24 protein-coding genes are annotated in these 22,219 nt (G+C 40.6%); 8 read left to right on the forward strand and 16 right to left on the reverse strand.

Annotation, left to right across the window (positions count from 1 at the left end):
- Window positions 1-149 precede the first annotated feature (149 nt).
- Complete coding sequence (locus ACFFIP_RS07440; protein ID WP_382386966.1) at window positions 150-1,106, reverse strand: fasciclin domain-containing protein; 957 nt, start codon at window positions 1,104-1,106, stop codon at window positions 150-152.
- 440 nt (window positions 1,107-1,546) lie between these two features.
- On the opposite strand from ACFFIP_RS07440, the gene gldB reads away from it, so the two are divergent.
- On the forward strand, window positions 1,547-2,554 hold the full coding sequence (gldB, locus tag ACFFIP_RS07445; protein WP_382386967.1) for a gliding motility lipoprotein GldB: 1,008 nt from the start codon (window positions 1,547-1,549) through the stop codon (window positions 2,552-2,554).
- Here the strand turns inward: gldB and ACFFIP_RS07450 are convergent.
- From ACFFIP_RS07450 to nth, 3 genes are read right to left on the reverse strand one after another with little or no spacing between them, the layout of a single operon-like run.
- Window positions 2,523-3,746: a glycosyltransferase family 4 protein gene (locus ACFFIP_RS07450; RefSeq protein ID WP_382386968.1), complete on the reverse strand. Its 1,224-nt coding sequence runs from the start codon at window positions 3,744-3,746 to the stop codon at window positions 2,523-2,525. The two genes, gldB and ACFFIP_RS07450, sit on opposite strands and share 32 nt — an antisense overlap.
- Window positions 3,743-5,530 (reverse strand): asparagine synthase (glutamine-hydrolyzing), encoded by a 1,788-nt coding sequence (gene asnB, locus ACFFIP_RS07455; RefSeq protein WP_382386970.1) that lies wholly within the window; start codon window positions 5,528-5,530, stop codon window positions 3,743-3,745. Before asnB ends, ACFFIP_RS07450 begins: the two co-directional genes overlap by 4 nt.
- 1 nt (window position 5,531) lies before the next feature.
- Window positions 5,532-6,218 carry an endonuclease III gene (gene nth, locus ACFFIP_RS07460; protein ID WP_382386971.1) on the reverse strand — a complete coding sequence of 229 codons (687 nt, stop codon included), beginning with the start codon at window positions 6,216-6,218 and terminating at the stop codon, window positions 5,532-5,534.
- A gap of 118 nt (window positions 6,219-6,336) precedes the next feature.
- Between nth and ACFFIP_RS07465 the strand changes: the two genes are divergently transcribed.
- Window positions 6,337-7,200 carry a prolyl oligopeptidase family serine peptidase gene (locus ACFFIP_RS07465; protein ID WP_382386972.1) on the forward strand — a complete coding sequence of 288 codons (864 nt, stop codon included), beginning with the start codon at window positions 6,337-6,339 and terminating at the stop codon, window positions 7,198-7,200.
- Window positions 7,201-7,238: 38 nt separating this feature from the next.
- Here ACFFIP_RS07465 and ACFFIP_RS07470 read toward each other — a convergent pair whose 3' ends face one another.
- Entirely contained in the window at window positions 7,239-7,481 is a 243-nt protein-coding gene (locus tag ACFFIP_RS07470; protein WP_382386973.1) for a hypothetical protein, read from the reverse strand.
- Complete coding sequence (locus ACFFIP_RS07475; protein ID WP_382386974.1) at window positions 7,456-8,058, reverse strand: RNA polymerase sigma factor; 603 nt, start codon at window positions 8,056-8,058, stop codon at window positions 7,456-7,458. The genes ACFFIP_RS07470 and ACFFIP_RS07475 overlap by 26 nt, the downstream gene beginning before the upstream one ends.
- A 277-nt stretch (window positions 8,059-8,335) precedes the next feature.
- On the opposite strand from ACFFIP_RS07475, the gene ACFFIP_RS07480 reads away from it, so the two are divergent.
- Window positions 8,336-8,818, forward strand: a complete 483-nt coding sequence (locus tag ACFFIP_RS07480) for a DUF3127 domain-containing protein (RefSeq protein ID WP_382386976.1) — start codon at window positions 8,336-8,338, stop codon at window positions 8,816-8,818.
- A gap of 80 nt (window positions 8,819-8,898) precedes the next feature.
- Here the strand turns inward: ACFFIP_RS07480 and ACFFIP_RS07485 are convergent, their stop codons facing one another.
- From ACFFIP_RS07485 to ACFFIP_RS07505, 5 genes are all read right to left on the reverse strand, one after another.
- Window positions 8,899-9,123, reverse strand: a complete 225-nt coding sequence (locus ACFFIP_RS07485) for a hypothetical protein (protein WP_382386977.1) — start codon at window positions 9,121-9,123, stop codon at window positions 8,899-8,901.
- Window positions 9,124-9,209: 86 nt separating this feature from the next.
- Window positions 9,210-9,725, reverse strand: a complete 516-nt coding sequence (gene purE, locus ACFFIP_RS07490) for a 5-(carboxyamino)imidazole ribonucleotide mutase (RefSeq protein WP_382386978.1) — start codon at window positions 9,723-9,725, stop codon at window positions 9,210-9,212.
- A 4-nt stretch (window positions 9,726-9,729) separates the two neighbouring features.
- A complete protein-coding gene (locus ACFFIP_RS07495) occupies window positions 9,730-10,869 on the reverse strand; it encodes a 5-(carboxyamino)imidazole ribonucleotide synthase (protein WP_382386979.1) in 1,140 nt (379 codons plus the stop codon).
- Window positions 10,870-10,982: 113 nt separating this feature from the next.
- Window positions 10,983-11,135: a lmo0937 family membrane protein gene (locus ACFFIP_RS07500; RefSeq protein WP_382386980.1), complete on the reverse strand. Its 153-nt coding sequence runs from the start codon at window positions 11,133-11,135 to the stop codon at window positions 10,983-10,985.
- A gap of 70 nt (window positions 11,136-11,205) precedes the next feature.
- Window positions 11,206-12,960: a MutS-related protein gene (locus tag ACFFIP_RS07505; protein WP_382386981.1), complete on the reverse strand. Its 1,755-nt coding sequence runs from the start codon at window positions 12,958-12,960 to the stop codon at window positions 11,206-11,208.
- 153 nt (window positions 12,961-13,113) lie between these two features.
- Between ACFFIP_RS07505 and ACFFIP_RS07510 the strand changes: the two genes are divergently transcribed.
- A complete protein-coding gene (locus ACFFIP_RS07510) occupies window positions 13,114-13,557 on the forward strand; it encodes a hypothetical protein (RefSeq protein ID WP_382386982.1) in 444 nt (147 codons plus the stop codon).
- 2 nt (window positions 13,558-13,559) lie between these two features.
- Complete coding sequence (locus ACFFIP_RS07515; RefSeq protein ID WP_382386983.1) at window positions 13,560-13,751, forward strand: hypothetical protein; 192 nt, start codon at window positions 13,560-13,562, stop codon at window positions 13,749-13,751.
- Between the two features lie 21 nt (window positions 13,752-13,772).
- On the opposite strand, the gene ACFFIP_RS07520 is transcribed toward ACFFIP_RS07515, so the two are convergent.
- Genes ACFFIP_RS07520 through ACFFIP_RS07530 form a run of 3 tightly spaced genes read right to left on the reverse strand, consistent with a single transcriptional unit; the run spans window position 13,773 to window position 16,442 of the window.
- Window positions 13,773-14,618, reverse strand: coding sequence for a mechanosensitive ion channel family protein (locus ACFFIP_RS07520; RefSeq protein ID WP_382386984.1), 846 nt, complete (start codon window positions 14,616-14,618; stop codon window positions 13,773-13,775).
- A gap of 43 nt (window positions 14,619-14,661) precedes the next feature.
- Window positions 14,662-15,327 carry a methyltransferase domain-containing protein gene (locus ACFFIP_RS07525; RefSeq protein ID WP_382386985.1) on the reverse strand — a complete coding sequence of 222 codons (666 nt, stop codon included), beginning with the start codon at window positions 15,325-15,327 and terminating at the stop codon, window positions 14,662-14,664.
- A 38-nt stretch (window positions 15,328-15,365) separates the two neighbouring features.
- Window positions 15,366-16,442, reverse strand: a complete 1,077-nt coding sequence (locus ACFFIP_RS07530) for a type III polyketide synthase (protein WP_382386987.1) — start codon at window positions 16,440-16,442, stop codon at window positions 15,366-15,368.
- Window positions 16,443-16,529: 87 nt separating this feature from the next.
- Between ACFFIP_RS07530 and ACFFIP_RS07535 the strand changes: the two genes are divergently transcribed.
- Window positions 16,530-17,420, forward strand: a complete 891-nt coding sequence (locus tag ACFFIP_RS07535; protein WP_382386988.1) for a UbiA family prenyltransferase — start codon at window positions 16,530-16,532, stop codon at window positions 17,418-17,420.
- Between the two features lie 145 nt (window positions 17,421-17,565).
- Here ACFFIP_RS07535 and ACFFIP_RS07540 read toward each other — a convergent pair whose 3' ends face one another.
- Window positions 17,566-18,678: an NAD(P)/FAD-dependent oxidoreductase gene (locus tag ACFFIP_RS07540; RefSeq protein ID WP_382386989.1), complete on the reverse strand. Its 1,113-nt coding sequence runs from the start codon at window positions 18,676-18,678 to the stop codon at window positions 17,566-17,568.
- 122 nt (window positions 18,679-18,800) lie between these two features.
- On the opposite strand from ACFFIP_RS07540, the gene ACFFIP_RS07545 reads away from it, so the two are divergent.
- Window positions 18,801-21,332 (forward strand): zinc-dependent metalloprotease, encoded by a 2,532-nt coding sequence (locus ACFFIP_RS07545; RefSeq protein ID WP_382386990.1) that lies wholly within the window; start codon window positions 18,801-18,803, stop codon window positions 21,330-21,332.
- 111 nt (window positions 21,333-21,443) lie between these two features.
- Window positions 21,444-21,863 carry a Fur family transcriptional regulator gene (locus ACFFIP_RS07550; RefSeq protein ID WP_382386991.1) on the forward strand — a complete coding sequence of 140 codons (420 nt, stop codon included), beginning with the start codon at window positions 21,444-21,446 and terminating at the stop codon, window positions 21,861-21,863.
- On the opposite strand, the gene ACFFIP_RS07555 is transcribed toward ACFFIP_RS07550, so the two are convergent.
- Window positions 21,860-22,090: a hypothetical protein gene (locus ACFFIP_RS07555; RefSeq protein WP_382386992.1), complete on the reverse strand. Its 231-nt coding sequence runs from the start codon at window positions 22,088-22,090 to the stop codon at window positions 21,860-21,862. The two genes, ACFFIP_RS07550 and ACFFIP_RS07555, sit on opposite strands and share 4 nt — an antisense overlap.
- Window positions 22,091-22,219: the final 129 nt, after the last annotated feature.

Consider the following 22,219-nt stretch of genomic DNA (forward strand, 5'->3'; position numbering starts at 1 on the left):
ACAATTGCCAGTCTGATTTTTAAAAACTACCTTAGACATTGTTGTATTTTGTTCAACTCTAAAATAATAATTTTAGAGAAGATCAACAATAAAAAAAGGGTGTCTCGACTTTTCGGACACCCCCAGGGATAATAAAACCCCAAACACAATTATTCAGGCAATAACACTGTATCAATCACGTGGATCACACCATTAGTAGCATGAATGTTCAGTAAAGACTCCACTAAATTTGATTCATTGATCTGCAATGCTCCTAAATTAACAGATAAGGTTGCTCCATCTAATAAGGTAGGAAGCTCCGCGCCATTTCTCAAATCCTGAGAGAAGGCTCTTACAGGTACTACGTGGTATAACAATACGTCGGTCAAAGTTTCCAAAGGAATATCATCAATGCCATTTACACCCAATGCATCATAAAGTGCTTCAAAAGCCGCATCAGTTGGTGCAAAGACAGTAAGGTCATCATCAAAACCACCGGAAACAGCTCCAGCCAAATCAGCTCTTACCAATGCAGCCACCAATTGGGTAAATTGAGGTTCGTCACCTTGTGTAGCAGCAATTGCAATCTCTGCAATACTTTGAGTTGGAGGCGTAATGACATAATCCAATGCATGGATGATACCATTTGAAGCAGTAATATCTGTGTTCACAATTCTAGTGTTACCATTGATCCAAAGACTATTATCTGGCGCTTGGCTTACAAAGAACGGAGAACCTTCTACAGTAACAACCCTACCGGCGCTTACTGATGAAGATGGTACAGAAGCTCCAACAACATGGTAGGTTAATACTGAACCCAAACCTTCAGAAGCCAAAAGATCACTTGCTGATAGGTTATTGTCAGAAAGGAATCTTCCAAAAGCATCGTTGGTAGGGGCAAAAACTGTGAATGGACCTGCACCGGAAAGGGTCGGAACCAATCCTGCTGCATCTACTGCTGCTACCAAAGTTGAGAAGTCATTAGCTGCAGAAGCAACTTCAACGATATTAGGGTTTGCTACAGGTGGCACGTCATCGTCATCATTGCAAGATGACAAACCAAAAGCGAAAATAATCCCCATTAAAGGATATGTTAAAATAGAGTTGAAAATACTTTTCTTTTTCATAATTAATGTTGGTTTAGTGAAAGTCATTACAAAGACATAAACTCGATTGTGTTTGTATGGTTTAAAAAAATTCCATTTTTATATTGAAAAAATTACAAAAATTTATTATTCGTGTATGAATAACCATTAATTGTAAATGAAAAATCTGAACACTAAAGTTGTTTACCGTCTTAGAATCCATGATATTTTTTTTGGAGAAGGTTTTTGACAAATAAAAGTCTTGGAAACGTGGCTGTTGTAAAGCGTAAATTCCAACAAGATTAAATTGAATGAAAGGGAACAGTAAGGTGATTTCCTGCTCAAATCAGTATATAAGTTGATTTTTTTTACTGCGCATTTTGGTATTGAAAGGTTTAGAGCACATTACTAAGTCAAAAGAGATTCCGATTTCAGTTGTTATGTTGTTTATTTGTAGCTTTGGTCCTATGTTGTTGAACACCATGCATTCTAGAAGAATAGTAAGTTTATCCTTTTTATCTGTCTTTCTGATTTTCTTTTCCTGTAAAAAAGAAACACAGGATTGTCTCCTTGATCCCGAGATTTTAGCGGTCAATGTGGATTTGAAGATTGAAAGGTTAGAAGACAAGTTTTACCAAGCGAAGAGTAAGGAAGAGTTTTTGGCCTTATTGGAAGAATTCCCTGAGTTTGCCGATAATTTTTTACAGTTTGACTTATATGAATCAAAAGAAGTCTTTGCTGAGGAGCTTCTGCTGGCCAATAAGGATACGCTGATGATGGATTTATACGCGGAAGTCAAGAATCATTACCAAGATATATCGAAATTAGAAGAGGAGTTGATCACTGCGTTTAAGCACATCAAATATTATTTTCCTGAATTTAAAATTCCGAAGGTTTACACCTTTGTAACCGGTTTTGGTTCAGATATCTATATCGACAAGGATATTTTGGTAATAGGATTGGATTATTATTTGCCTTTTGAGCATCGTTTTCAGCCACCTGATCTGCCTCAATACATGACCAAAAGGTACCAGGAAGAATATATTGTGCCAATGGTGGTTATGGCTATTTCTGCCCAGTTTAATCAAACCAATATGAGCCAAAATACGCTTTTGGCGGAGATGATTTATTATGGAAAATCCTATCATTTTACCAAAAGTATGCTTCCCTGTACACCTGATGGTCTCATTATAGGTTATAGTCCTGAAGAAGTATCCGCATGTTTCGACAATGAGGAATTTATTTGGTCTTATTTTGTCGAAAATGACCTGCTGTTTATAACCAATCCATTTGAAATAAGAAAGTACATCGGTGAGGCGCCAACTACTGATGAGATCAGCCCCGATGCCCCTGGAAGAATTGGTAGGTGGTTAGGTTGGAATATTGTGGATGATTATCGTTTCAATAACCAATTGAGTCTTCCTGAACTGATGTTGGAGGCAGATACTGAAAAAATATTCAGGCGCTCAGGGTATAAACCCCGTCGATAGATCCACCCTCTTTGGATTTGGGGTTTAATACGATCAATAAAAGGTTCAGGGCCTTTTCTTTAGAAAAATATTTTTCAGAAAGTACCCTTGCATTGGATTGCATAAGAGCTAGTTCTGATTTATTCAAAGCCAGCTTTTCAATTTTTTCTAATGTTTCAGTTGTTTTTTTGGGGTTGAAGTAGATTCCAAGATGTTGGTGTTTTACCAGTTCGTACACCCAACCTTTGTGGTTAACCAAAATTGCTTTACCTGCTGCCAATGCATCAAAAAACTTATTCGGACTGTTGGTCTTTAGTACTGGAAGGTGATCAAAAGAGATAAAGGCCATATCTGCAGCATTCAGGATTTTGGCTACCTCAAGTTTTGATCCAAAAGGAAAGTGATGGAAGTTTTTCAGTCCATAAGAACGGGCAGTTTGTAGGAGTTGCGGTAAATGGGAGCCTTTGCCCATGACGACAAATTGATAATCCTTGCCTTTTTCTTGAGCCAATTTGGCAAGTTCCAGGATTTCTTCCACGGCATTTACCCGTCCTATGGCTCCTGCATAGGCTATGGTAAAGGTATTTTTCAGGCCTGATTTTTCCAGAAATTTTGAGTCTTTATCAGCAGGATAGAAGACATCTGTGTCAGCAAAATTTGGGATGATGTGAATTTCTTTATCAGGATTTTTTTTCCTGATGTTGGCAGCTATTCCAGGAGATAAGGCGACGATTTTCAGGGCATGTCGGTAAATATTCTGCTCAAGTCCGTACAGCAGCTTGATGAGCAAGGGATTACGGATGGCCCCAACCTGAATGGGGGCATCAGGCCAAAGATCTCTTACTTCGAAGATGTACGGGATAGCAAATCGCCTCTTTGCCCATGGGCCGATGATTCCTGTGCTTAATGGTGTGGAAGTAATATATAAAAAGTCCGGCCGGGGGATTTTCTTGATCCAGTTTTTAGCTTGTCTTACAAATGTATAAAAAGCCCAAATTCTTCTTAAAAAACCAAAATTCTGATCATAAGCTACCGGAAGGTAGTGCACTTTGATACCATCAATGATTTTGAGGTCATAATAAGATTTATTGTGGGCAGTGATCATTTCTACCTCAATACCTTTTTCTACCAAACCTTTGGCGAGGTAATAGGATCTTGTGGCTCCTCCTTCCTGTGGGGTCAAAAAATATTGGTGTATGTAGATGATTCTCATTTTCCGTATTGCTCCAGCCATGAGGCAAGTAGGAATAGGTTCCAAACCTGAAGAAATTCCCTTCCTTTTGCTTTGTCCGGCGCTTTGGCTAAGGTACGCATTTCATCTGGAAAATGTTGGCCCCAGTCTTTTTCCAGCTGCTTAATAGCTGGGCACACCCATTCCTGGAATTCCTTGTTGGCCATCCATTCTCTTAGAGGTAGCCCGAACCCCAGTTTTTTTCTATTGGAGATAAACCCTAGGTTTCTTTTCTGTAGGGCTTCTTTTATCCATTTCTTTCCAATTTGTTCCCTATGTTGGGTTTCGCTTAGACCTAAACTGATAGAGATCAGTTCTTGGTCCAAGTATGGAGAGCGCCCTTCAATGCCGTGGGCCATACAGGCGTTGTCATGAATTTTCAGGATGTCGTTGACCAGATAGAATACACGGTCCCATTCCAGTGCATCTTTCATTGGATTTCCTGAACTTGGATATAGGGCTGTAAAAAGAGGTAGGTAATGGCTTGGAATCTGCTGTAAGGCAGACATTTGTATGAAAGTTTCCTGTTGGGTTTCTCCTATGCTACCGATCATTTTTTTTAGAGAGGCAGGGAAGGCTTGATGGATACCAAGTTTCTTTATATTCTCCCAGAAATTTGGATGCTTCAAATATTGCAAAAACGCTTGATGTCGGTTATAGCCTCCGAATAATTCATCTGCACCAGCACCTGAAATCAGCACTTTGACAGCCGTAGAAGCTTCCTTGGCAAGCATCCAGGTCAAAAAACCGGCACTGTCCCCTATTGGTTGATCCAAAGACTGGATAAAAGCAGGCCAATTTTCCTTAACTTTTGTAAGGTCAATCTTTACCTCTTGGTGAAAAGAGGGGTAGTGTTTATTGAATTTATTGGCAAAGTTGGGGTCGCAGTAATTTTTTTGATACTTGTGGTCAAAGGTGATGGTGTATGTGGGAAGTGCCTGACCAGTCTCCTCATACCAAAGGGCATAAATCAGACTGCTGTCTGCACCTCCGCTGAGCATCACCCCCAAAGGTCTTTCGGTATGAAAGTTTTTCAGGACCGCATCTTTTAGCACTTCTTCTAATCTGTTGGGATCAAATTTTCCCATTGGAAGATGCTGTTTTCCCAAGTCCCAACATTCTTTCTTCTTCCCATCAAAGTCCAACAACATGGCCTGACCTGCTAAAACTTGACTGATGTCTGCAAATAAACTTCCTTTGGGGAAAGGGTGCCTTACATAGAAATAAGGCATAAACTGACTGATGTCAATTCGGGAACCTGTAATCTCTTTGATTGCCCTGGCTTCTGAGGAGAAGTACCAATTGTTTTTATGTTCGGCAAAATAAAGCGGTTTTTCTCCAGAGGGATCTCTGGCTATAAGCAGCTCTTGTTTATCCAGATCGGCAAAAGCCAGGGCAAACATGCCTTTTAGATCCTTTAAGCCATTTTTACCATAGTGCTTCAACCAATGTAACAGGACTTCGGAGTCTGAGTTGGTTTCAAAGAAGTAACCCAGGTGTAAGAGTGAATTCCTCAAGTCTTGATAATTATATAGGGCTCCATTCCATACCAATACAGCATTTTTCTCTTGGTTCCAAAGCGGTTGGTTAGAAGCCTCACTCATGTCTAGGATCTTCAGCCTGTTACCAGCCATAAAAAGCGAAGCGCCAACTTGGTTCCACGCTGAATAATCCGGGCCACGGTGCGCTGTTGAGCGCATCATGGCCTCAATGTCGTGCTGGGCTTTTTTGTTGGTTTTGCCTAAAATGACATTGATCCCACACATGTTACGCCTTGGGTTTGGTCTTGCTTTCTGCGTTGTTCAGGATTTGATCTTTATTTTTTTCAAAGTACCTGCAAAAATGGGTAATTTGACATTCCTGACATTTTGGGCTTCTTGCCAGACAGACATAGCGCCCATGGAGAATCAGCCAATGATGGGCAATATGGATATGTTGTTTGGGAATGTTTTTGATCAGTTGTTTTTCAACTTCCAATGGAGTTTTGGCATTTTGGGTGACCAATCCCAGTCTTTTGGATACCCTGAAAACATGGGTGTCCACCGCCATATTCGGCTGGTTCCAGACCACCGAAGTGATGACATTGGCAGTCTTGCGGCCTACTCCGGGAAGTTTGATCAGGTCGTCCACTGTAGAAGGAATTTCACTGTTAAATTCTTCCACTAACTTTTTTCCCAAACCTAAAAGATGTTTGGTTTTGTTATTAGGATAGGAGATGGATTTGATATAGGGGAACAATTCTTCAAAATTGGAAGCAGCCAGGTGTTCAGGCGTAGGAAAGTCTCTGAAAAGGGCCGGAGTGGACAAATTGACCCTCTTATCGGTGCACTGTGCTGAAAGTACCACGGCTACAAGAAGCTGAAAGGGGTTTTCATAAGCCAACTCCGTTTCAGCTACTGGCATGTGATTCGAAAAGTAATCTATAAAGGCGGCGTATCTTTCTTTTTTGAGCATAATGGTATCAGGTGTCTGAGTTGAAAATTACATGTTCTCCTTGTTAAAAGGAAGTGATAATTCAGTTTTGCAATAAGTTTAGCCGATAATCGTTAACTTCAATAAAAATAATGAATTGATGCTCAGGGATATCAGTAAGTTTTTTTCTGTTTTATTTTTGGTATTGTTGATCTTTTTTTCAGCATGTCAGAAAGAAGAGGAACCGCAACTGGATGTATTGCAAGCGAAGGAAATAATTGATCTTTCCTATGGTGACCATCCCCGTCACAAGATGGATGTATTTCTTCCCGAAAACCGCAGCATGGAAAATACCCGCTTACTGATTTGGATTCATGGTGGTGCCTGGGTAGATGGCGATAAAGGGGAGTTTGTAAATTTCAAACCCTGGTTCGAAGCCGTTCAGGAAAATTATGCTTATGTATCATTAAATTACCGTTTGTTTGATGCGTTCAGGGGCATAGATAAATTTCCAGCTCAGGAAGAAGACATCATCAGGGCCATGAACTTTATCAAATCAAAATTAAGTGAATGGCAAGTCTCTGAGCAGGTAGTTTTATCGGGGGGCAGTGCTGGCGGTCACTTGGCTTTGTTGCACAGTTATAAACATAATGAGGACGGTTTGGTGAAAGTGGCGGCGGCAGTCTTTCCTCCCACTGAATTATTGACGGTAGGTGCTGTCAATCCTGTGATTGATCTTCTGATGAGGCAGATAATTGGAAGCCCTCAATCCAACCGACAACAATATCTGGATGCTTCTCCTGTCAATTATGTAAATAGTCAATCCGTTCCCACTACTTTTTTTCATGGTGATGCGGACAATGTGGTCCCGATAGCACAGAGCTATTTGCTGGAAGATACATTGAAAGCATTTGGAGTTCCTTTTTACAGAGAGTATTATCCCGGTCAGGGTCATGGTTTTACAGACGCCACTTACCGTGATATGATTGCGCAGATTGAAAGATTTATCAGTGAGCAGTTATAAAAAAACCTGAAAGCTTAACTTTCAGGTTCACCGTAAGTCTAAAACGACTTTATTTTTTCGAGTCCGGTAGATTTGGCTTTCTTAAGAATGCCCTTTACTACTTTTTCAGAAGGTTCAAGCATAAGTTCGTCCAATTGGTCGATAGTGCTCAGCATTTCCAAGTAATCTTGCATCAAAGAACCATCTTCGCGCAAGGCCTGCACTAACTTCTCATGCTCACCCTCACTCATTTCCTGATAGATATATCTAAGCAGGTCATTTGGGGTAAAAGGTTTTGTCATAGGCAACGTTTAATTGTTTCATTTTTTTTCTCATATTGATCAAGGCATAGCGCATCCTGCCCAGGGCAGTGTTGATGCTTACACCGGTCTGATCGGCTATTTCCTGAAAACTCAAATCCATGTAATGACGCATGATGAGTACCTGTTTCTGTGATTCAGGTAATTCATCGATCAGCTTACGTACCAAATCCAAGGTGTCTTCTTTGACCTGATGGTCTTCAATGGTTTCTTCGGCAAACCTCAACGTATTAAATAAACTCTCACCATCCTCCATCACAATGGTAGGATAGCGTTTGCATTTTCTGAAGTGATCAATGGCCAAGTTGTGCGCAATCCGCATCAACCAAGGTTGAAATTTTCCCTCTTCGTTATATCCATCTGCATTCAAAGTATGGACGACTTTGACAAATACGTCCTGAAGTAGATCCTCAGCCACTCCATGGTCTTTGACAATCAGATAGATGGTCGTATAAACCCTTGATTTATATTTATCGACCAAACTTTCAAATGCGGACTCATTTCCGCTTCTGTACTGGGTAATCAGTTCAGAGTCTTTAGGACTAACCCTTTTGCTCATACAAATTGACTTTTAAAATAACGTAGAGGTTTAGGCCATAGTATATGATTAATGTGAAACAATATTTTCCTACTCAATCAAAAGTATCGATTCAGGTACATACTTGCAAAAATTTATTGATTTTTTTTGAAACAGTATTTTGTAAAAAAATGAAAAAAAGAGGGTTATTGCATTTTTCTGTGTTTAAAATGAAATAAAGTTTGGATAAAAAAAGTCTGAGGAAGTTTTCTTTCGGAAGAAGCTACAATTTCTTAACGAGAAAAAATAAAATTATGATATGACGGATGAAAAAAAATTCATCAAAAACCGTGCATTTTATTTTTCAGTAGAGTTTATACAGGAAATGAAGGCTTTCTTTTGCAGATTTATTACCTTCGTTTTTCAGAAATCAAGTAATATGGAAATAAGCGGAAGAATCATTCAAATCATGCCGGAAGTAAACGGAAACGGCAAAAATGGTCAGTGGAGAAAGCAGGAGTTTATTTTGGAGACCCAAGCTACTTATCCAAAAAAAGTATGCATTACCGTATGGGGAGACAATATTGACCTCTTCGGTGTAAAAGTTGGTGATGAAGTCAATGCTTCTATCGATGTAGAAAGTAGGGAATATAATGGCCGTTGGTATACGGATGTGAAAGCCTGGAAAATGGAGAAAGCAGGTGCTACCCCTAAAAATAACCCAGCGATGTCTAGTTCCAATGCCATACCGGATGTCAGCTCATTCTCAGATGATAACGCTGATGATATCTTGCCATTTTAAAAAGGCACAAAATTTAGCATATCGGTTTGTGGAATTTTGATATAAAATTTTTACAAACCGATTTTTTTTTACCCTTTGCGCTAAGCTTGAATATTACCTGCGAAATGTTCAGCAGTTTTGGCTACTATACTTTCTAAGGTTGGCAAGGAACTGGAGCTAAACTGCCTTTCGCCAAAGGTAAAACCCAGATAAGCTCCCAAAATCATCAGAATCAGTGCTACCGCAATTAACATCAGCAATACGCCCAATGGCATTTCCCAGTCTTCCGAACCGATTTTGAATTTGACGTTTTTTTTGAGATCCATAAGCAGCAATTTGGTACTAAAATAAAAAAAGAAAGCGGGTAATTTTACCCGCTCACCAATCAATCTAGTAAACTCTCAATCAATGTCTATTTTTCTAACGCCTTTCTCCAGCCAAATGTTTCAATTTCTTTGGCGGATTCTTCAACTTTTTCTTTGAGGCTTTTTTTATAGGCATCCAGGTTATTTCCTATAGTAGCATCAAAAGCCCCAACAATAGAAGCAGCTAGGATCCCGGCATTTTTTGCACCGTTGAGTGCTACTGTGGCAACAGGGATTCCACCTGGCATTTGTAAAATGGACAGGACACTATCCCACCCATCGATGGAATTGGAAGATTTAATGGGTACGCCAATGACCGGTAGAGAAGTCATGGAAGCGACCATTCCAGGGAGATGGGCTGCGCCACCTGCACCAGCAATGATGACCTTGATACCTCTTTCTCTTGCAGTTTGGGCGTAGTCTACCATCCTGTCAGGAGTCCTATGGGCCGAAACCACAGTAAGCTCATAGTTGACACCAAGTTCTTCTAAAGCTAAGGCTGCTTCAGCCATAATAGGCAAATCAGATTTGCTGCCCATGATGATTCCTACATGTACACTCATTGGTCTATGCTTTAATTTTGATGAGGGATTTGATTTCCATGGCTCTTTTCTTGAGCGTTTCAATATCATTATCCAAAATGGTCACATGGCCCATTTTTCGGAATGGTTTGGTTAATTTTTTGCCGTAAAGGTGAACATAGACGCCTTTTTGGGCCATGGCTTCATCCAATCCTTCTACATACGCTTCACCTACAAAACCATCTTCTCCCAAAAGGTTGACCATCGCCGCCGGCGTTCGCAACTCAGTATTTCCCAAAGGCATGTCAAGTACTGCACGCAAATGTTGCTCAAACTGAGAAATCATATTAGCTTCTATGGTATGATGACCACTGTTATGGGGCCTAGGTGCGATTTCATTGACTAGGATGTTCCCTTCTTTGGTGACAAACATTTCTACAGCCAAAATACCGACTAAATCCAATTCATGGATAACTTTTAAGGCAATTTCCTGAGCTTTTGCTTCAATCTCAGGGCTTATTTCTGCAGGGGCAAAAAGGAATTCTACCAAATTGGCAGTGGGATGAAAAGCACATTCCACAGATGGATAGGCGATCACCTCTCCCCTCTTATTTTTAGCGACTATGACAGATATTTCTTTGTCAAAATCTATCAACTTCTCCAATAGTCCCGGGGCATCAAATGCTTTTTCAAGGTCATCAGCATTTTTCAAAACCTGTACTCCTCTTCCATCATACCCTTCTTTGCCAAGTTTATTGACAGCAGGTAGGAAGGCCGCATTCAGCATCACTTCATCCTTATTTTCAGTCAGTATAAATTCAGCAGTAGGGATGCCTTTTTCCTGATAAAATTGCTTTTGAACCCTCTTGTCCTGAATCAATCTGATAAGACTTGGCTGAGGATAGACCTCTTTACCTTCAGAAGCAAGCTTCTCTAAGGCATCTGTATTGACATTTTCTATCTCAATGGTGATGATGTCGCACTCCTGACCAAAGTTGTACACGGTATCAAAATCAGTGAGTTTGCCATGTATAAACTTTTGACAGATAGATTTGCATGGGGCATTGGCATCAGGATCCAAGATGTGGATATCAATATTGTAATTGATGGCGGATTGGATGACCATGCGTCCTAGCTGTCCGCCTCCCAAAATACCTAATGTCTTTTGCTGATAGTTTTTTTGCACAGGGGAAGGAATTGATTGCCGCAAAAATAAGATAAAAATACAGCTTCAGGAAACTACTGCCGCATATATCAAAAAAACCCTCGTGAAAGGGTTTTCTTTATTATGTAATTTGGCTAAACTGCCCGTCCTCCGATAAGTCTTAATAAGACCGATACAACAGCGAGAACAAGTAAGATGTGGATCAAACCTCCTACGCTATATACAAAGAATCCAAAGATCCAGCCGATAATCAGAATGATGGCGATCAAATACAATAATGAACTCATGGCATTAGTGGTTAAAGTTAAACAATTGGTTTCTAGACAAATAAAACAATCACCGTGCCAAACTAAGGTTTTACTGGAATTTAATCCCCATCAGCTCCATCAGTTTGTGGGCATTGAAACTCGGACAAGGGCCTTCTTTTAGCTTGTAATCAAACCGGATTTCCCGGTCATCAATCTCACTGTGGAAACTCCTGTTTTGTAAGTATGCATATTGGTTTTCCAATTGGCTCAATTCAATATCATGTGTTGAAATGATGCCTTTGGCCAGTGTCGCAGCCAACTGTCTGATCAGGGCCTCACTCCCCATAATCCGGTCAGTCGTATTGGTCCCTTTCAAGATTTCATCCATGAGGAAGAAGACATTTTCACCCTTTTCGGAAGCCTGAAGAATTTGTCGGATACGGGCAAGTTCAGCATAGAATGAACTGACGCTTTCTCCCAGATTATCCGTATTTCTCATGCTGGTATAAAGTTTAAAAGGACCACAGCTCATAGTGGAAGCAAATGGGCGAAGCCCCAAATTGATCAGGACCAAGTTTACCCCAAGAGCACGCATGAAGGTGGTTTTACCAGACATATTGGCGCCGGTCAATAAAATGGTTTTGGTATTTTGATCCAGTTCAAAATCATTGCCTACGGCTATGGATGGAGATAAAAGCGGATGGGTTAGATTAGATGCCTGAATCACTGTGTCTTCAGCCCAGTTTACTTGACCTGTTAGATTTTCCTCTTTTGAAAATGAAGCCAAAGAAACCAGCAACTGCCATTCATCCAGTAGGGATTCTATATGGGAGAGTTGGTCACCGAATTGATTTTTCCAGTTCTTCAATTTCCACATGAGAGGGAAATCCAACCAGAAAATAAGGTTGAATATAAGGTAGACCAAATTCAGCCTGTTTTGGACCAAAAATGAAGTTTGCTCCAGGGATTTAAACCCTTTGGTCAATTGACCTTCTTGAAATGGTCGATGATGCAATTGCAGGAACTTGCTCTGGAAAGTCTCTTTCTCCAAAAGTTCTGACCAGAGACGGAAAGTTTTCACATCTCCCTGATTTGGCCAAATGAGTGTGGCCTGTTGGAGGGGTTTGAACAGCATGGAGAGGGTCACCATACCCAAAAGAATCCAAAGTCCAATCCAGGAGACATGGATTATACCGAACAAAACAGCTATCAGTACCGAAAACCCTCCCAAAGGCCCAATGACCAACAAAACAGTATATAAAGGCTTCCATTTTTCAGGATTTTCCAACCAGTGGTAAAATTGTTGTTTGTTTTTTTCGTCTTTGATAAAAGCCCTGCCAATGGCTTCAAAATTACGGTTGAAATCATTTTTGGTGCTGAGTTCATCTATGGCAGTAATTTTTTCCCCCTGTATATCAGGACTGATCTGTGATTTGATTTTTTGGGCAAGTAAGCTTCTTCCCGATCTGGATACGGTATGGTTGATAAGCTGGAATAAAGAATGTGGTCCGAAAAGATCCAGATCGTTGCAGAAAGGGTGGCTTTTGTCAATAAATTCTGTCCCTGGATCAAATTGCTCCAAGTTTCGGTCAGCTCTTTTTTTCCTTTCAACATTCATTTGCTGCAGTTCTTTCAGAAAAGCTACCTGATCATTGTATTCATTAAAGCGCTTGATCAACCACACAAAAATTACACTGCCGGGAAGCAGTAGGAGTAATAATAACCTATTGTCAGATAACCCAACAATTAAGGTGGCTCCCAACAATAAAAACAGGAATAACCTGAAAAGAGAAAATAAGAATGCTTTTTGCTGCGTTGATTTGATAACTTCTGTGAGGTTATCCGCATGGCTTGGGATTTTCATGGCTTAAAGATAGGGAAAGAAAAAAGTTTGACTGATAAAATTGAATTGTCAAATATGTTGTCATTGGGAATAATGCCTTAATTTTGAACTTAATTAAGGATATGATGTTGCTTTGAATTGAATGCAAATACACAAGTTTGTTTGATCATGAGGATGAAAAAAATATTAATAGCTTGCATTGCGGTCGTAATTTTGGGAAGTGCTTTTTCACAGCCTGCTCCTGACATGTGGGCACTGTTTTCCAAAACCAGATTTATAGAAAAGCTGAACAGGGAATTTGGAATGTACTTTTTATACCCAAAATTTCCTGAGGAGTTAAAAGAATACGAAGGTAAGGAAGTGACTATTTCCGGATTTTATATTCCTTTGGATATCAATGACAGTAATCTGGCTGTGATTTCTAAATTTCCGATGGCGGAGTGCTTTTTCTGCGGAGGGGCAGGACCTGAAAGTATCGTTGTGGGATATTTGAAGAAAAAACCGGGTAAAAGGATTAACACAGATGATATCATCACCATCAAAGGAAAGCTTAAGCTCAATGAAGAAGATATTGAAGAGTTGAATTTTATCTTGTTGGACGCTGAAATTGTCAATTAGAGATGAGCAATGGACATCAACAAGAGGATGAAGAAGAATTTGCTGAAGACTGGGACTTCAGTGACGGCTTCGGTGGAATTCCAGAGGATGTAGATCTGACCAAAAATATCGGTTGTGCGTCAGATGCTAAGAAAAAAAGTAGACGAAAAGCTGGTACAGAAAAGGAAGAAGAAAATAAAAAGGGGGCTGATTGATCAATCAGCCCCCTTTTTATTTTATTTTTTTCCTTCAGGATAGTAGTGATGCACGTCTCTTTGAGGAAATGGAACCTCAATGTCATGTGCTTCAAAGGCTTCCTTGATGGCTTCCATGTTGTCCCAATAGACAGGCCATAGGTCTGCTACATCTGCCCAACAACGGATCGTCAAGTCAAGAGAGCTGTCTCCGAAATTGGTAAAGTAAACCACAGGAGCTGGATCTTCATGAATCCTTTCATCTTTTTTGAGGGTATCCAAAATCACTTGTCTCGTTTTTTTGAGATCTGTACCATAGGCCACGCCAACAGCCATTTCAACCCTTCTGGTCGGTTTTAGGGAATAATTAACGATAGAATTATTTGCCAATGCCCCATTGGGAATGGTGACTACCTTGTTGTCAAAATTTCTGACTTTGGTGTATAGGATGTCTATGCTTTCTACAGAACCTAAAGTTCCCTGGGCCTCTACAGTATCCCCTACTCGGAAAGGCTTGAATACTAAAATCAAAACCCCTCCAGCAAAGTTGGCCAATGATCCCTGTAAAGCCAAGCCAACTGCCAAACCTGCTGCACCCAGAATGGCCACAAAAGAGGTCATTTCCATTCCAAGAGTGGTCGCTACACTAATCAGCAACAATACCCATAAGATGGCACTCAGAAAACTTTTGAAAAATGTAGCCAAAGAAGGGTCGATTTCATACTTGTCCAAAGCTTTTGTCATTACCTTCAAAAGTAAGCGGATAACATATCGACCTACTAGAAGTAGTACAAGGGCCTTGAAAAGTGCAGGACCAAACTGAAAGGCCAAGTCTATTGCCTTTTCTTTTACTACAGCTAAATTGTCTATACTTAAATCGTACTCCATGAAAATTTTGTTTAGTGTTAAATAAAGATTCTGAAAATTATGATCATGTGTAGGCAATGACTTTCCATCTGAAAGCCCATTGCCAGGAAACTTCAAAATTATTCAGGCCGGAAGCGATCAGCAACTCTTGGATTTCTTTTTTTCTGAAACTCCTTAAAACGGATAAGGGCCCGTCATTTTTAACCATTTTAGATTTGGAAAAAAAGAAAGTCAACAGCTTGATACTGTAAAATGCCAGCGGATGCCTGTGCAGGTCGTTAATGACCAGAGCAAGGTTAGCCTTAGTATTAAAAGAGGAAAAAAGCTGAATTAGTTCCGAATCTGTAAAATGATGGGTAAATAAGGTACAGGTGATGATATCCACGGGTTGGGATAAAAAGTCTGCTTCTAAGACATTTTTTGTCAAAAAAGATACATTTTGAAGATCAGCCAAGTTGGCTTTTGCGCGATCAATGGTATGAGGATTGGCATCGACTCCGATAAAATGACATTGAATGTTTTGGGATCTGGCCCAATTGGCCATAACCCTGATCATATCTCCTCCTCCACAGCCTATATCTGCGATAGTATAGGATGCTTTCGGGTTTTGACTGAAGAGGGTTTGGAGAGCGGCAGTAGTCACCTGATTTCCTCCCAACAAACGGTTGATGGTTTTGAGTTCTTTGAGTGTTTGGGTAAGGACAGCACCATCCACCTCAAGGTCGTCCATGATTTCTTTTTGGATGCTTCTGCTTGAAAATTTCCCCATCATTTTGTCAATAACATGGTCTCTAAGGTGAGTCCCGGACCAAAACCCATAGCCAGGATATCGCCATCTTTTTCTTTACTGTCCATCCATTTTTCCAGCACAAATAGGATGCTTGCCGAAGACATGTTTCCAAAATCATACAATACTTCATGGGAAGCCCAATTTTGTGAGGAATGCACCCCGAAAGCATTCTCCACTTTTTGCAAAATCTGCTTACCCCCTGGATGGATGGCAAAATTTCGGATTTCTGACAGATTGTAAAGCTCTTGTAAATGTGACTCAATCTCCAATAACCCTGAATGGAGCAAATCTGGAACATATTTGCTCAGCTTCATTTCAAACCCAAAATCTCCAATAGACCAGGCCATGTTCTCTTCTCCATGGTTGAAAAGTTTTGAACTGTATTTTTTAATTCCAAGTCCTGATTTGGATTTGGTGACCAATGCCGCAGCAGCGCCGTCCCCGAAAATGGCGTTGGCAAGGAGATTGTCCTCCGTATATTCTTTTTGGAAATGCAGGGTACAGAGTTCCACGGATAGAATCAGGACCTTGGCATTAGGCGTAGACGAGCATATTTTGTCAGCAAGTTTGAGCCCATTAAAAGCGGCATAGCAACCCATGAAGTGGATGGCATAGCGCTCTATTTCTGGCTTGAGACCCATCTCATGGATGATCTGGGTTTCTAAACCAGGAGCAAACATGCCTGTGCAGGATACCAAGATCAAGTGGGTAATTTCTATAGGATAAGTCATTCCCTTTTGAAGACAGGAGATGATTGCCTGCCTCGCAATACCAAAGGCATTATCCCTAAATGCCTGCATCCTTTTTGAGGTTTCCGGAAAAGGATGTAAGGCCTTATTTTTCGGGAAAAATTCAAAAAACTCCGGATTGTCATATTTGAAGTCTTCCAACACACTGAAGCGTTGGCTGATACCGGATTGTTTATAAACAAAATTGAGTTTTCGGGCTTCTGTGTGATCCAAACCATGGGCAATTTTCATAAACTCACCGATGGTGGCCTGTGGAATTGGGTCGCCAGGATTTGCAGTACCGATACTCACGATATGGTTGTTCATCAACTTAAGATAAGTTTATTTTTTCTAACTTGGATACTGAAGGTTAAACATCTGTTTCTCCTAAAAGTTAAAAAATAAAAGCTGAATATGTTAAAGTTGTCCAATTGGAAGCATTTGAGGATTCCATTCTCATTTTACCTGATGCCTGTATTCTTTTTTGCACTGGCATTTACCCCTAACCATCAGCCAGAAAGGCTTCTTTTGGTCTTTGTGGCGCTCCATCTTTTTCTTTATCCCTCCAGTAATGGATACAATAGTTATTTTGATAAGGATGAAAAAAGTATTGGTGGGTTGAGGAATCCACCCAAAGTCACCAAAGGCTTATATTATCTGTCTTTACTATTTTTTGTCGTTTCTTTGTGCCTTGGCCTGATGATCAATTGGCAATTCAGTAGCATGTTGCTGGTATATAGCCTCGTGTCTATGGCCTATAGTCATCCATCAATCCGCTTGAAAAGGTATCCTTATATTAGTTGGAAAGTGGCAGGGTTTTTTCAGGGATGTTTCACCTTTTGTATGGCATATGCGGGTTTGAGTGACTTTGGATGGGATGTTTTTTCCAAATCACATGTACTTATTCCCGGGTTATTGACCAGTCTGATGCTTTGGGGTTCCTATCCTTTGACCCAAGTTTACCAACATGAAGAGGACGCCAAAAGAGGCGATATTACTCTGAGTCTCAAATTAGGGAAAAAAGGAACATTTTACTTTTCAGCCCTTTGGTTTTTGCTTACAGGAATATGTTTCAGCTGGTTTTTCCTCAGTAGAAATCAAGAGAGCGCATTTTATGGTTTTCTTGCCGCCATGCTTCCAGTGATTTTGTTTTTTCTGATCTGGTTTAATTTTGTAAGAAAGGATCAGGAGAAATACACCAATTATTCTTGGACCATGTGGATGAACAGGATTTCAGCCATTGCCTTGAATGTTTTCTTTGTTTGGTATTTTCTTGAAAACACCCAGATTTTGCAGGTATTTTAAAATAATCGGACAGCTATAACCTGATGGGTTATGGCTTTGTAGTCAATGAAGATATTTCCGTTTGAAAAATCCAATAAATAACCCTGCAAATCATCTTTTTCTTTACAGCTCCATTAAGTTCCAACTTCAAAACCACCCAAACCATTCAAAAAACTTTCCCGTGCGTTCTTTTCATTATTTCCTTGGCCAAAAAACTAGAGTTTTTTATTAACCCAACTGAAAATTCAGATACTTTTTTCGAACCGAAGAGCCATTGAACCTTTCTGCCGATCCAAAGACGGCTCTGAAAGTGCTGTGTCCAGGATTGGCTGTAGGCAGATTCTATGGCCGCACGTTGAGAAGATTTGGTCAAAGCTTCAGCGGCAAGTTTACCGGTATGGATCGCAATGGCCATCCCGTTACCACAAAGGGGAGTGATCAGTCCGGCAGCATCTCCGATCATCAGGATATGGTTTTCGACAGGCTTTTTGGGCGAAAAACTCACCTCATTGATGACCTCAGGTTTGTCAAACAAAAATGTGCTGTTCTGGAAAATCTGCTTTAAATGTGGGTTTTGGAAAAGTACGGCTTCTTCCATGTCGGGGATATTGCCATATTGGCGAAGTTGGTCCTTCGATCCAAGATAGCAGAGATTATACTTTTCTTCTTCTATTCTATTGATACCGCAGTATCCGCCTTCAAAGTTGTGGAGTGCCACCGTATTGGGATCAAAATCACTCAGAATATGGTATTTGACACCAATGTAAGGGGATCGGCGTTGGGTGAAATCGCGATTTAGGGCTTTATCTATTTTGGAACGTTTGCCAAAAGCACCAAGGACATATTTGGCATATAATTGACGGCCATCCCTGAGTTGGAGCATAAAATTATCCTCTTGGCCTTTGTAGACTACTTCTTCGACCTGTTGCTCAAGCAAAAAAGATGCACCCGCTTCCAATGCTTTCTGATATAGGAATTCGTCCAAGGCATACCTGCTGATCCCAAAACCTCCTAGATCCAATGGCATGTGGGCAGAGTTGCCTTTGATGGAACTCAATTGAAAATGTGTAATGTTGGCTGGAGTTATTGACTGGGGATAGAGCCCTTCTCTGAGCAAAAAATCCTTAACCTCATTGGATACATATTCACCACATACCCGGTGGAAGGGGTATTTTTTCTTTTCGATCAGTAAGACATTTCTTCCTTTCTTCGCCAATTGATGGGCCGCGATCAATCCGGCTAATCCTCCTCCAATAATTATGATGTCTTGTTGATCCATGTAATAGTTTGCCTTTTATTGGGAAGATCTACCGTTTATCAAATATGTACACCTGAATTTAAGAAATACCTGCCTGAACAAGTTATTTTGAAAGGTTAATTATTTAGTCAACTAATAATAATATGAAGAAGTTTACCCAAATGAAATTAAAAAGCGGGTTAATGTTTCTTCTGATGTTGGGGATGGTCTTCGTCGGAGAAGATGCTTTTGCCCAAAAGAAGAAGAAAAAAGACTCCAAAAACCAACCTGCAGCTGCTGCTCAGGCAACTCCGCCACCTAGGCCTCAAGCGCCAAGAAATGGCATCAAACCATATTCTGAAGTGATCACCGCTAAGGCCAAATCCAAAGAGGGTTTATTTTCAGTTCATGAGATCGATGGCAAGTATTTTTACGAAATACCTGATTCCCTCATCGGAAGGGAAATGTTAATGGTGACCACCATTGCCAAAACAGCTGATGGTATTGGCTATGGAGGGGAGAGAACCAATACCCTACTAGTAAGATGGGACAAAAACGGTGATAACGTATTGTTGAAAGTAGTTTCTTATAGCAATACTGCCGCTGATTCATTGCCGATTTTCACTGCTGTAAAAAGTTCGAATTTAGAGCCTATCCTTCAAAAGTTTGATGTAAAAGCCAAAGCCAAGGATGACAAAGGTGTAGTGATTGAAGTCACTGACCTGTTCAGCAAAGATGTTCAGGCCATAGGTCTGCCTAGAAACAGAAGGACACAGTATAAGGTGACCCGTTTGGACAATGAGCGTTCCTATATCGAGCGTATCAGCACTTATCCAATGAACATTGAGGCAAGATATGTCATGACTTATGCTGCAACTGAACCACCATCAAATGGCAGTACAGGACTGATCACCGTGGAGATGAACTCTTCTATGGTGCTTTTGCCAAAAGAGCCTATGATGCAGCGTCTATCTGACAGAAGAGTAGGCTGGTTCAGCAGATCTGTTGTGGATTTTGGTTTGGATGAGCAAAAAGCGACAACCAGAACCTTTCTGGACAGATGGAGATTGGAAGTAAAAGAAGAAGATTACGAAAAATACAAAAGAGGTGAATTGGTTGAGCCTAAGAAACCTATTGTGTTCTATATTGATCCTGCTACTCCTGAAAAGTGGAGGCCATATCTGAAGCAAGGTGTTGAAGATTGGAATGCTGCTTTCGAAGAAGCGGGTTTCAAAAATGCCATTATGGCAAAAGATGCACCTACCTCTGAGGAAGATCCAGATTGGAGCCCTGAAGATGCCAGATATTCTGTGATCAGGTACTTCGCTTCTGATATTCAAAATGCATATGGCCCACACGTATCTGATCCACGTTCGGGAGAGATCATCGAATCAGATATCGGTTGGTATCATAATGTAATGAACTTGTTGAGAAACTGGTTCTTTATCCAGACTGCTGCTGTGAATCCAGAGGCAAGAGGCGTCAAATTCAGAGAAGAGGTAATGGGAAGATTGATCAGGTTTGTGTCTGCCCATGAAGTAGGCCATACATTAGGCTTGCCGCACAACTTTGGTTCTTCACATGCCTATCCGGTGGATTCCTTACGATCTGCTACCTTCACCAAAGAATTCAGCACAGCACCGTCTATCATGGACTATGCGAGATTTAACTATGTAGCCCAGCCAGGCGACAAGGACATCAGCCTTATGCCAAATGTGGGTCCTTATGATAAATATTCTATCATGTGGGGATATAAGCCGATTTTGGAAGCGAAAACTCCTGAAGATGAGCAGCCAATCTTGGATCAGTGGATCTTGGCCAAAGCAGGTGATCCTGTTTATAGATTTGGCCGTCAGGGCAACAGTTACGATCCAAGTACGCAAAGCGAAGACTTGGGAGATGATGCCATGAAAGCTTCTGATTATGGTATTAGAAACCTGAAAGTAATCCTTCCTAACTTGATGGAATGGACAGCTGAAGCGGATAAACCTTTCAAGGACTACAGTGACCTGGAAGAAATGTACGGACAGGTAATCGGTCAGTACAACAGATATATGGGCCATGTCAGAACCAATGTGGGTGGTGTGTATGAGTACTATAAATCTGCTGGTCAGGGCGATGCCGTCTATGTCCATGTAGATAAATCTACCCAAAAACGTGCGGTTCAGTTCTTGAACAAAGAATTGTTTGCGACTCCGACTTGGTTGATGGATGATCAGATTATCCAAAGAGTAGGTGATTTTGGTGCCCTGGAAAGAATCAGAGGGGTACAGGTAGCCACTTTGAACGGTATCCTTGAATGGGGCCGTCTTGGAAGAATGATCGAAAACGAAGCATTGAATGGCAATAAAGCCTATTCCATGGTGGAGTTGTTTGATGACTTAAGATCTGGCATCTGGTCTGAATTATCTGCTGGTAGAAAAATTGATGTACATAGAAGGAGTTTGCAAAGGGCCCATATCGAAAGATTAGAGCTCTTGTTGACTGGAAATGAACCACAAATTCCTGCACAGTTCCGTAACCGTGTAGGCCCTCAAATCAATGCTTCCCAGTCTGATATCAGACCTATGGCAAGAGGAGAATTGAGAACTTTGCAGAGACAGATAACAGCTGCTATCCCAAGGTCCTCTGATAGGGTGAGCAAATTGCACTTGGAAGATGCTTTGGAGAGAATTAAGAAAATCCTAGAGCCTTAATTTATAATATTGATAAGGGCCGCTTCTATTCAGAGGTGGCCCTTATTTCTTCAAAAGGTTTTTGATCAGGAATTTATCTTTATTTTTACGTCATAGATAAAATTGAACCTCATGGCCCAAAATCCATCCCGAATTCTTCATACGCATAAATTAAGAGTCACCAATTGCAGAAAGGAGGTCCTCAAGACTTTTTTGGATAAACAGTCAGCCCTATCACATGCTGATCTTGAGGAAGAATTGAAAAAGGATTTTGATAGAGTGACCATTTACAGAACCTTGAAGACATTTTTGGAAACTGATTTGATTCATAAGGTATTGGATGACACAGGCACGACCAAATATGCCTTATGTGCACATGGCCATGAAGGAAGCCATCCCCATGATCATGAGCATGTACATTTCAAATGTGAAAGCTGTGGAAAGACAATCTGTATAGATGAAATCAGTCTGCCAAAAGTGAAACTGCCAGAAGGTTATATCGGAAAAGAGGTCAATATTTTAGTGACAGGAATCTGTAAAAACTGTAGTTAAACTTCTAAAGGATCTGAAGGTCTTTTAACACTCGGACCATCAGATGGCCAGATAACGCCTGGAGGGAGGTCAATTTTTGGTGGTGTAAACTCTTCCACCCCGCCGTCTCCGTCGTCATTGTTCGTGTCTTTTCTGGATAAATTGGATTTCGTCATGGTCGCCACAAAGTAAATCAGCACCACATAGGCTAATCCACACAAAATCAAATCTATTATCAGGCTGCTCATAACTTCCAATTTTGTCTTTAAGTTAGCACTTTTGATTGTATAAGTCAATCTATTAGTGTTTTACATTGATCTTTATTAGATTTTTTTACCAAAAATTTTCCAGCCTTTAGAATCAATTTGTTAAATACT

Source organism: Fontibacter flavus (assembly GCF_042432905.1).
In the GTDB taxonomy this organism is placed as follows: Bacteria; Bacteroidota; Bacteroidia; order Cytophagales; family Cyclobacteriaceae; genus Fontibacter; species Fontibacter flavus.

Excerpts from the sequence above, each read along its gene's own strand:
- ACFFIP_RS07440 (WP_382386966.1), bottom strand. The coding sequence starts at position 1,106 with ATGAAAAAGAAAAGTATTTTCAACTCTATTTTAACATATCCTTTAATG.
- gldB (WP_382386967.1), top strand. The coding sequence starts at position 1,547 with ATGCATTCTAGAAGAATAGTAAGTTTATCCTTTTTATCTGTCTTTCTG.
- ACFFIP_RS07450 (WP_382386968.1), bottom strand. The coding sequence starts at position 3,746 with ATGAGAATCATCTACATACACCAATATTTTTTGACCCCACAGGAAGGA.
- asnB (WP_382386970.1), bottom strand. The coding sequence starts at position 5,530 with ATGTGTGGGATCAATGTCATTTTAGGCAAAACCAACAAAAAAGCCCAG.
- nth (WP_382386971.1), bottom strand. The coding sequence starts at position 6,218 with ATGCTCAAAAAAGAAAGATACGCCGCCTTTATAGATTACTTTTCGAAT.
- ACFFIP_RS07465 (WP_382386972.1), top strand. The coding sequence starts at position 6,337 with ATGCTCAGGGATATCAGTAAGTTTTTTTCTGTTTTATTTTTGGTATTG.
- ACFFIP_RS07470 (WP_382386973.1), bottom strand. The coding sequence starts at position 7,481 with ATGACAAAACCTTTTACCCCAAATGACCTGCTTAGATATATCTATCAG.
- ACFFIP_RS07475 (WP_382386974.1), bottom strand. The coding sequence starts at position 8,058 with ATGAGCAAAAGGGTTAGTCCTAAAGACTCTGAACTGATTACCCAGTAC.
- ACFFIP_RS07480 (WP_382386976.1), top strand. The coding sequence starts at position 8,336 with ATGACGGATGAAAAAAAATTCATCAAAAACCGTGCATTTTATTTTTCA.
- ACFFIP_RS07485 (WP_382386977.1), bottom strand. The coding sequence starts at position 9,123 with ATGGATCTCAAAAAAAACGTCAAATTCAAAATCGGTTCGGAAGACTGG.
- purE (WP_382386978.1), bottom strand. The coding sequence starts at position 9,725 with ATGAGTGTACATGTAGGAATCATCATGGGCAGCAAATCTGATTTGCCT.
- ACFFIP_RS07500 (WP_382386980.1), bottom strand. The coding sequence starts at position 11,135 with ATGAGTTCATTATTGTATTTGATCGCCATCATTCTGATTATCGGCTGG.
- ACFFIP_RS07505 (WP_382386981.1), bottom strand. The coding sequence starts at position 12,960 with ATGAAAATCCCAAGCCATGCGGATAACCTCACAGAAGTTATCAAATCA.
- ACFFIP_RS07510 (WP_382386982.1), top strand. The coding sequence starts at position 13,114 with ATGAAAAAAATATTAATAGCTTGCATTGCGGTCGTAATTTTGGGAAGT.
- ACFFIP_RS07515 (WP_382386983.1), top strand. The coding sequence starts at position 13,560 with ATGAGCAATGGACATCAACAAGAGGATGAAGAAGAATTTGCTGAAGAC.
- ACFFIP_RS07520 (WP_382386984.1), bottom strand. The coding sequence starts at position 14,618 with ATGGAGTACGATTTAAGTATAGACAATTTAGCTGTAGTAAAAGAAAAG.
- ACFFIP_RS07525 (WP_382386985.1), bottom strand. The coding sequence starts at position 15,327 with ATGGACGACCTTGAGGTGGATGGTGCTGTCCTTACCCAAACACTCAAA.
- ACFFIP_RS07530 (WP_382386987.1), bottom strand. The coding sequence starts at position 16,442 with ATGAACAACCATATCGTGAGTATCGGTACTGCAAATCCTGGCGACCCA.
- ACFFIP_RS07535 (WP_382386988.1), top strand. The coding sequence starts at position 16,530 with ATGTTAAAGTTGTCCAATTGGAAGCATTTGAGGATTCCATTCTCATTT.
- ACFFIP_RS07540 (WP_382386989.1), bottom strand. The coding sequence starts at position 18,678 with ATGGATCAACAAGACATCATAATTATTGGAGGAGGATTAGCCGGATTG.
- ACFFIP_RS07545 (WP_382386990.1), top strand. The coding sequence starts at position 18,801 with ATGAAGAAGTTTACCCAAATGAAATTAAAAAGCGGGTTAATGTTTCTT.
- ACFFIP_RS07550 (WP_382386991.1), top strand. The coding sequence starts at position 21,444 with ATGGCCCAAAATCCATCCCGAATTCTTCATACGCATAAATTAAGAGTC.
- ACFFIP_RS07555 (WP_382386992.1), bottom strand. The coding sequence starts at position 22,090 with ATGAGCAGCCTGATAATAGATTTGATTTTGTGTGGATTAGCCTATGTG.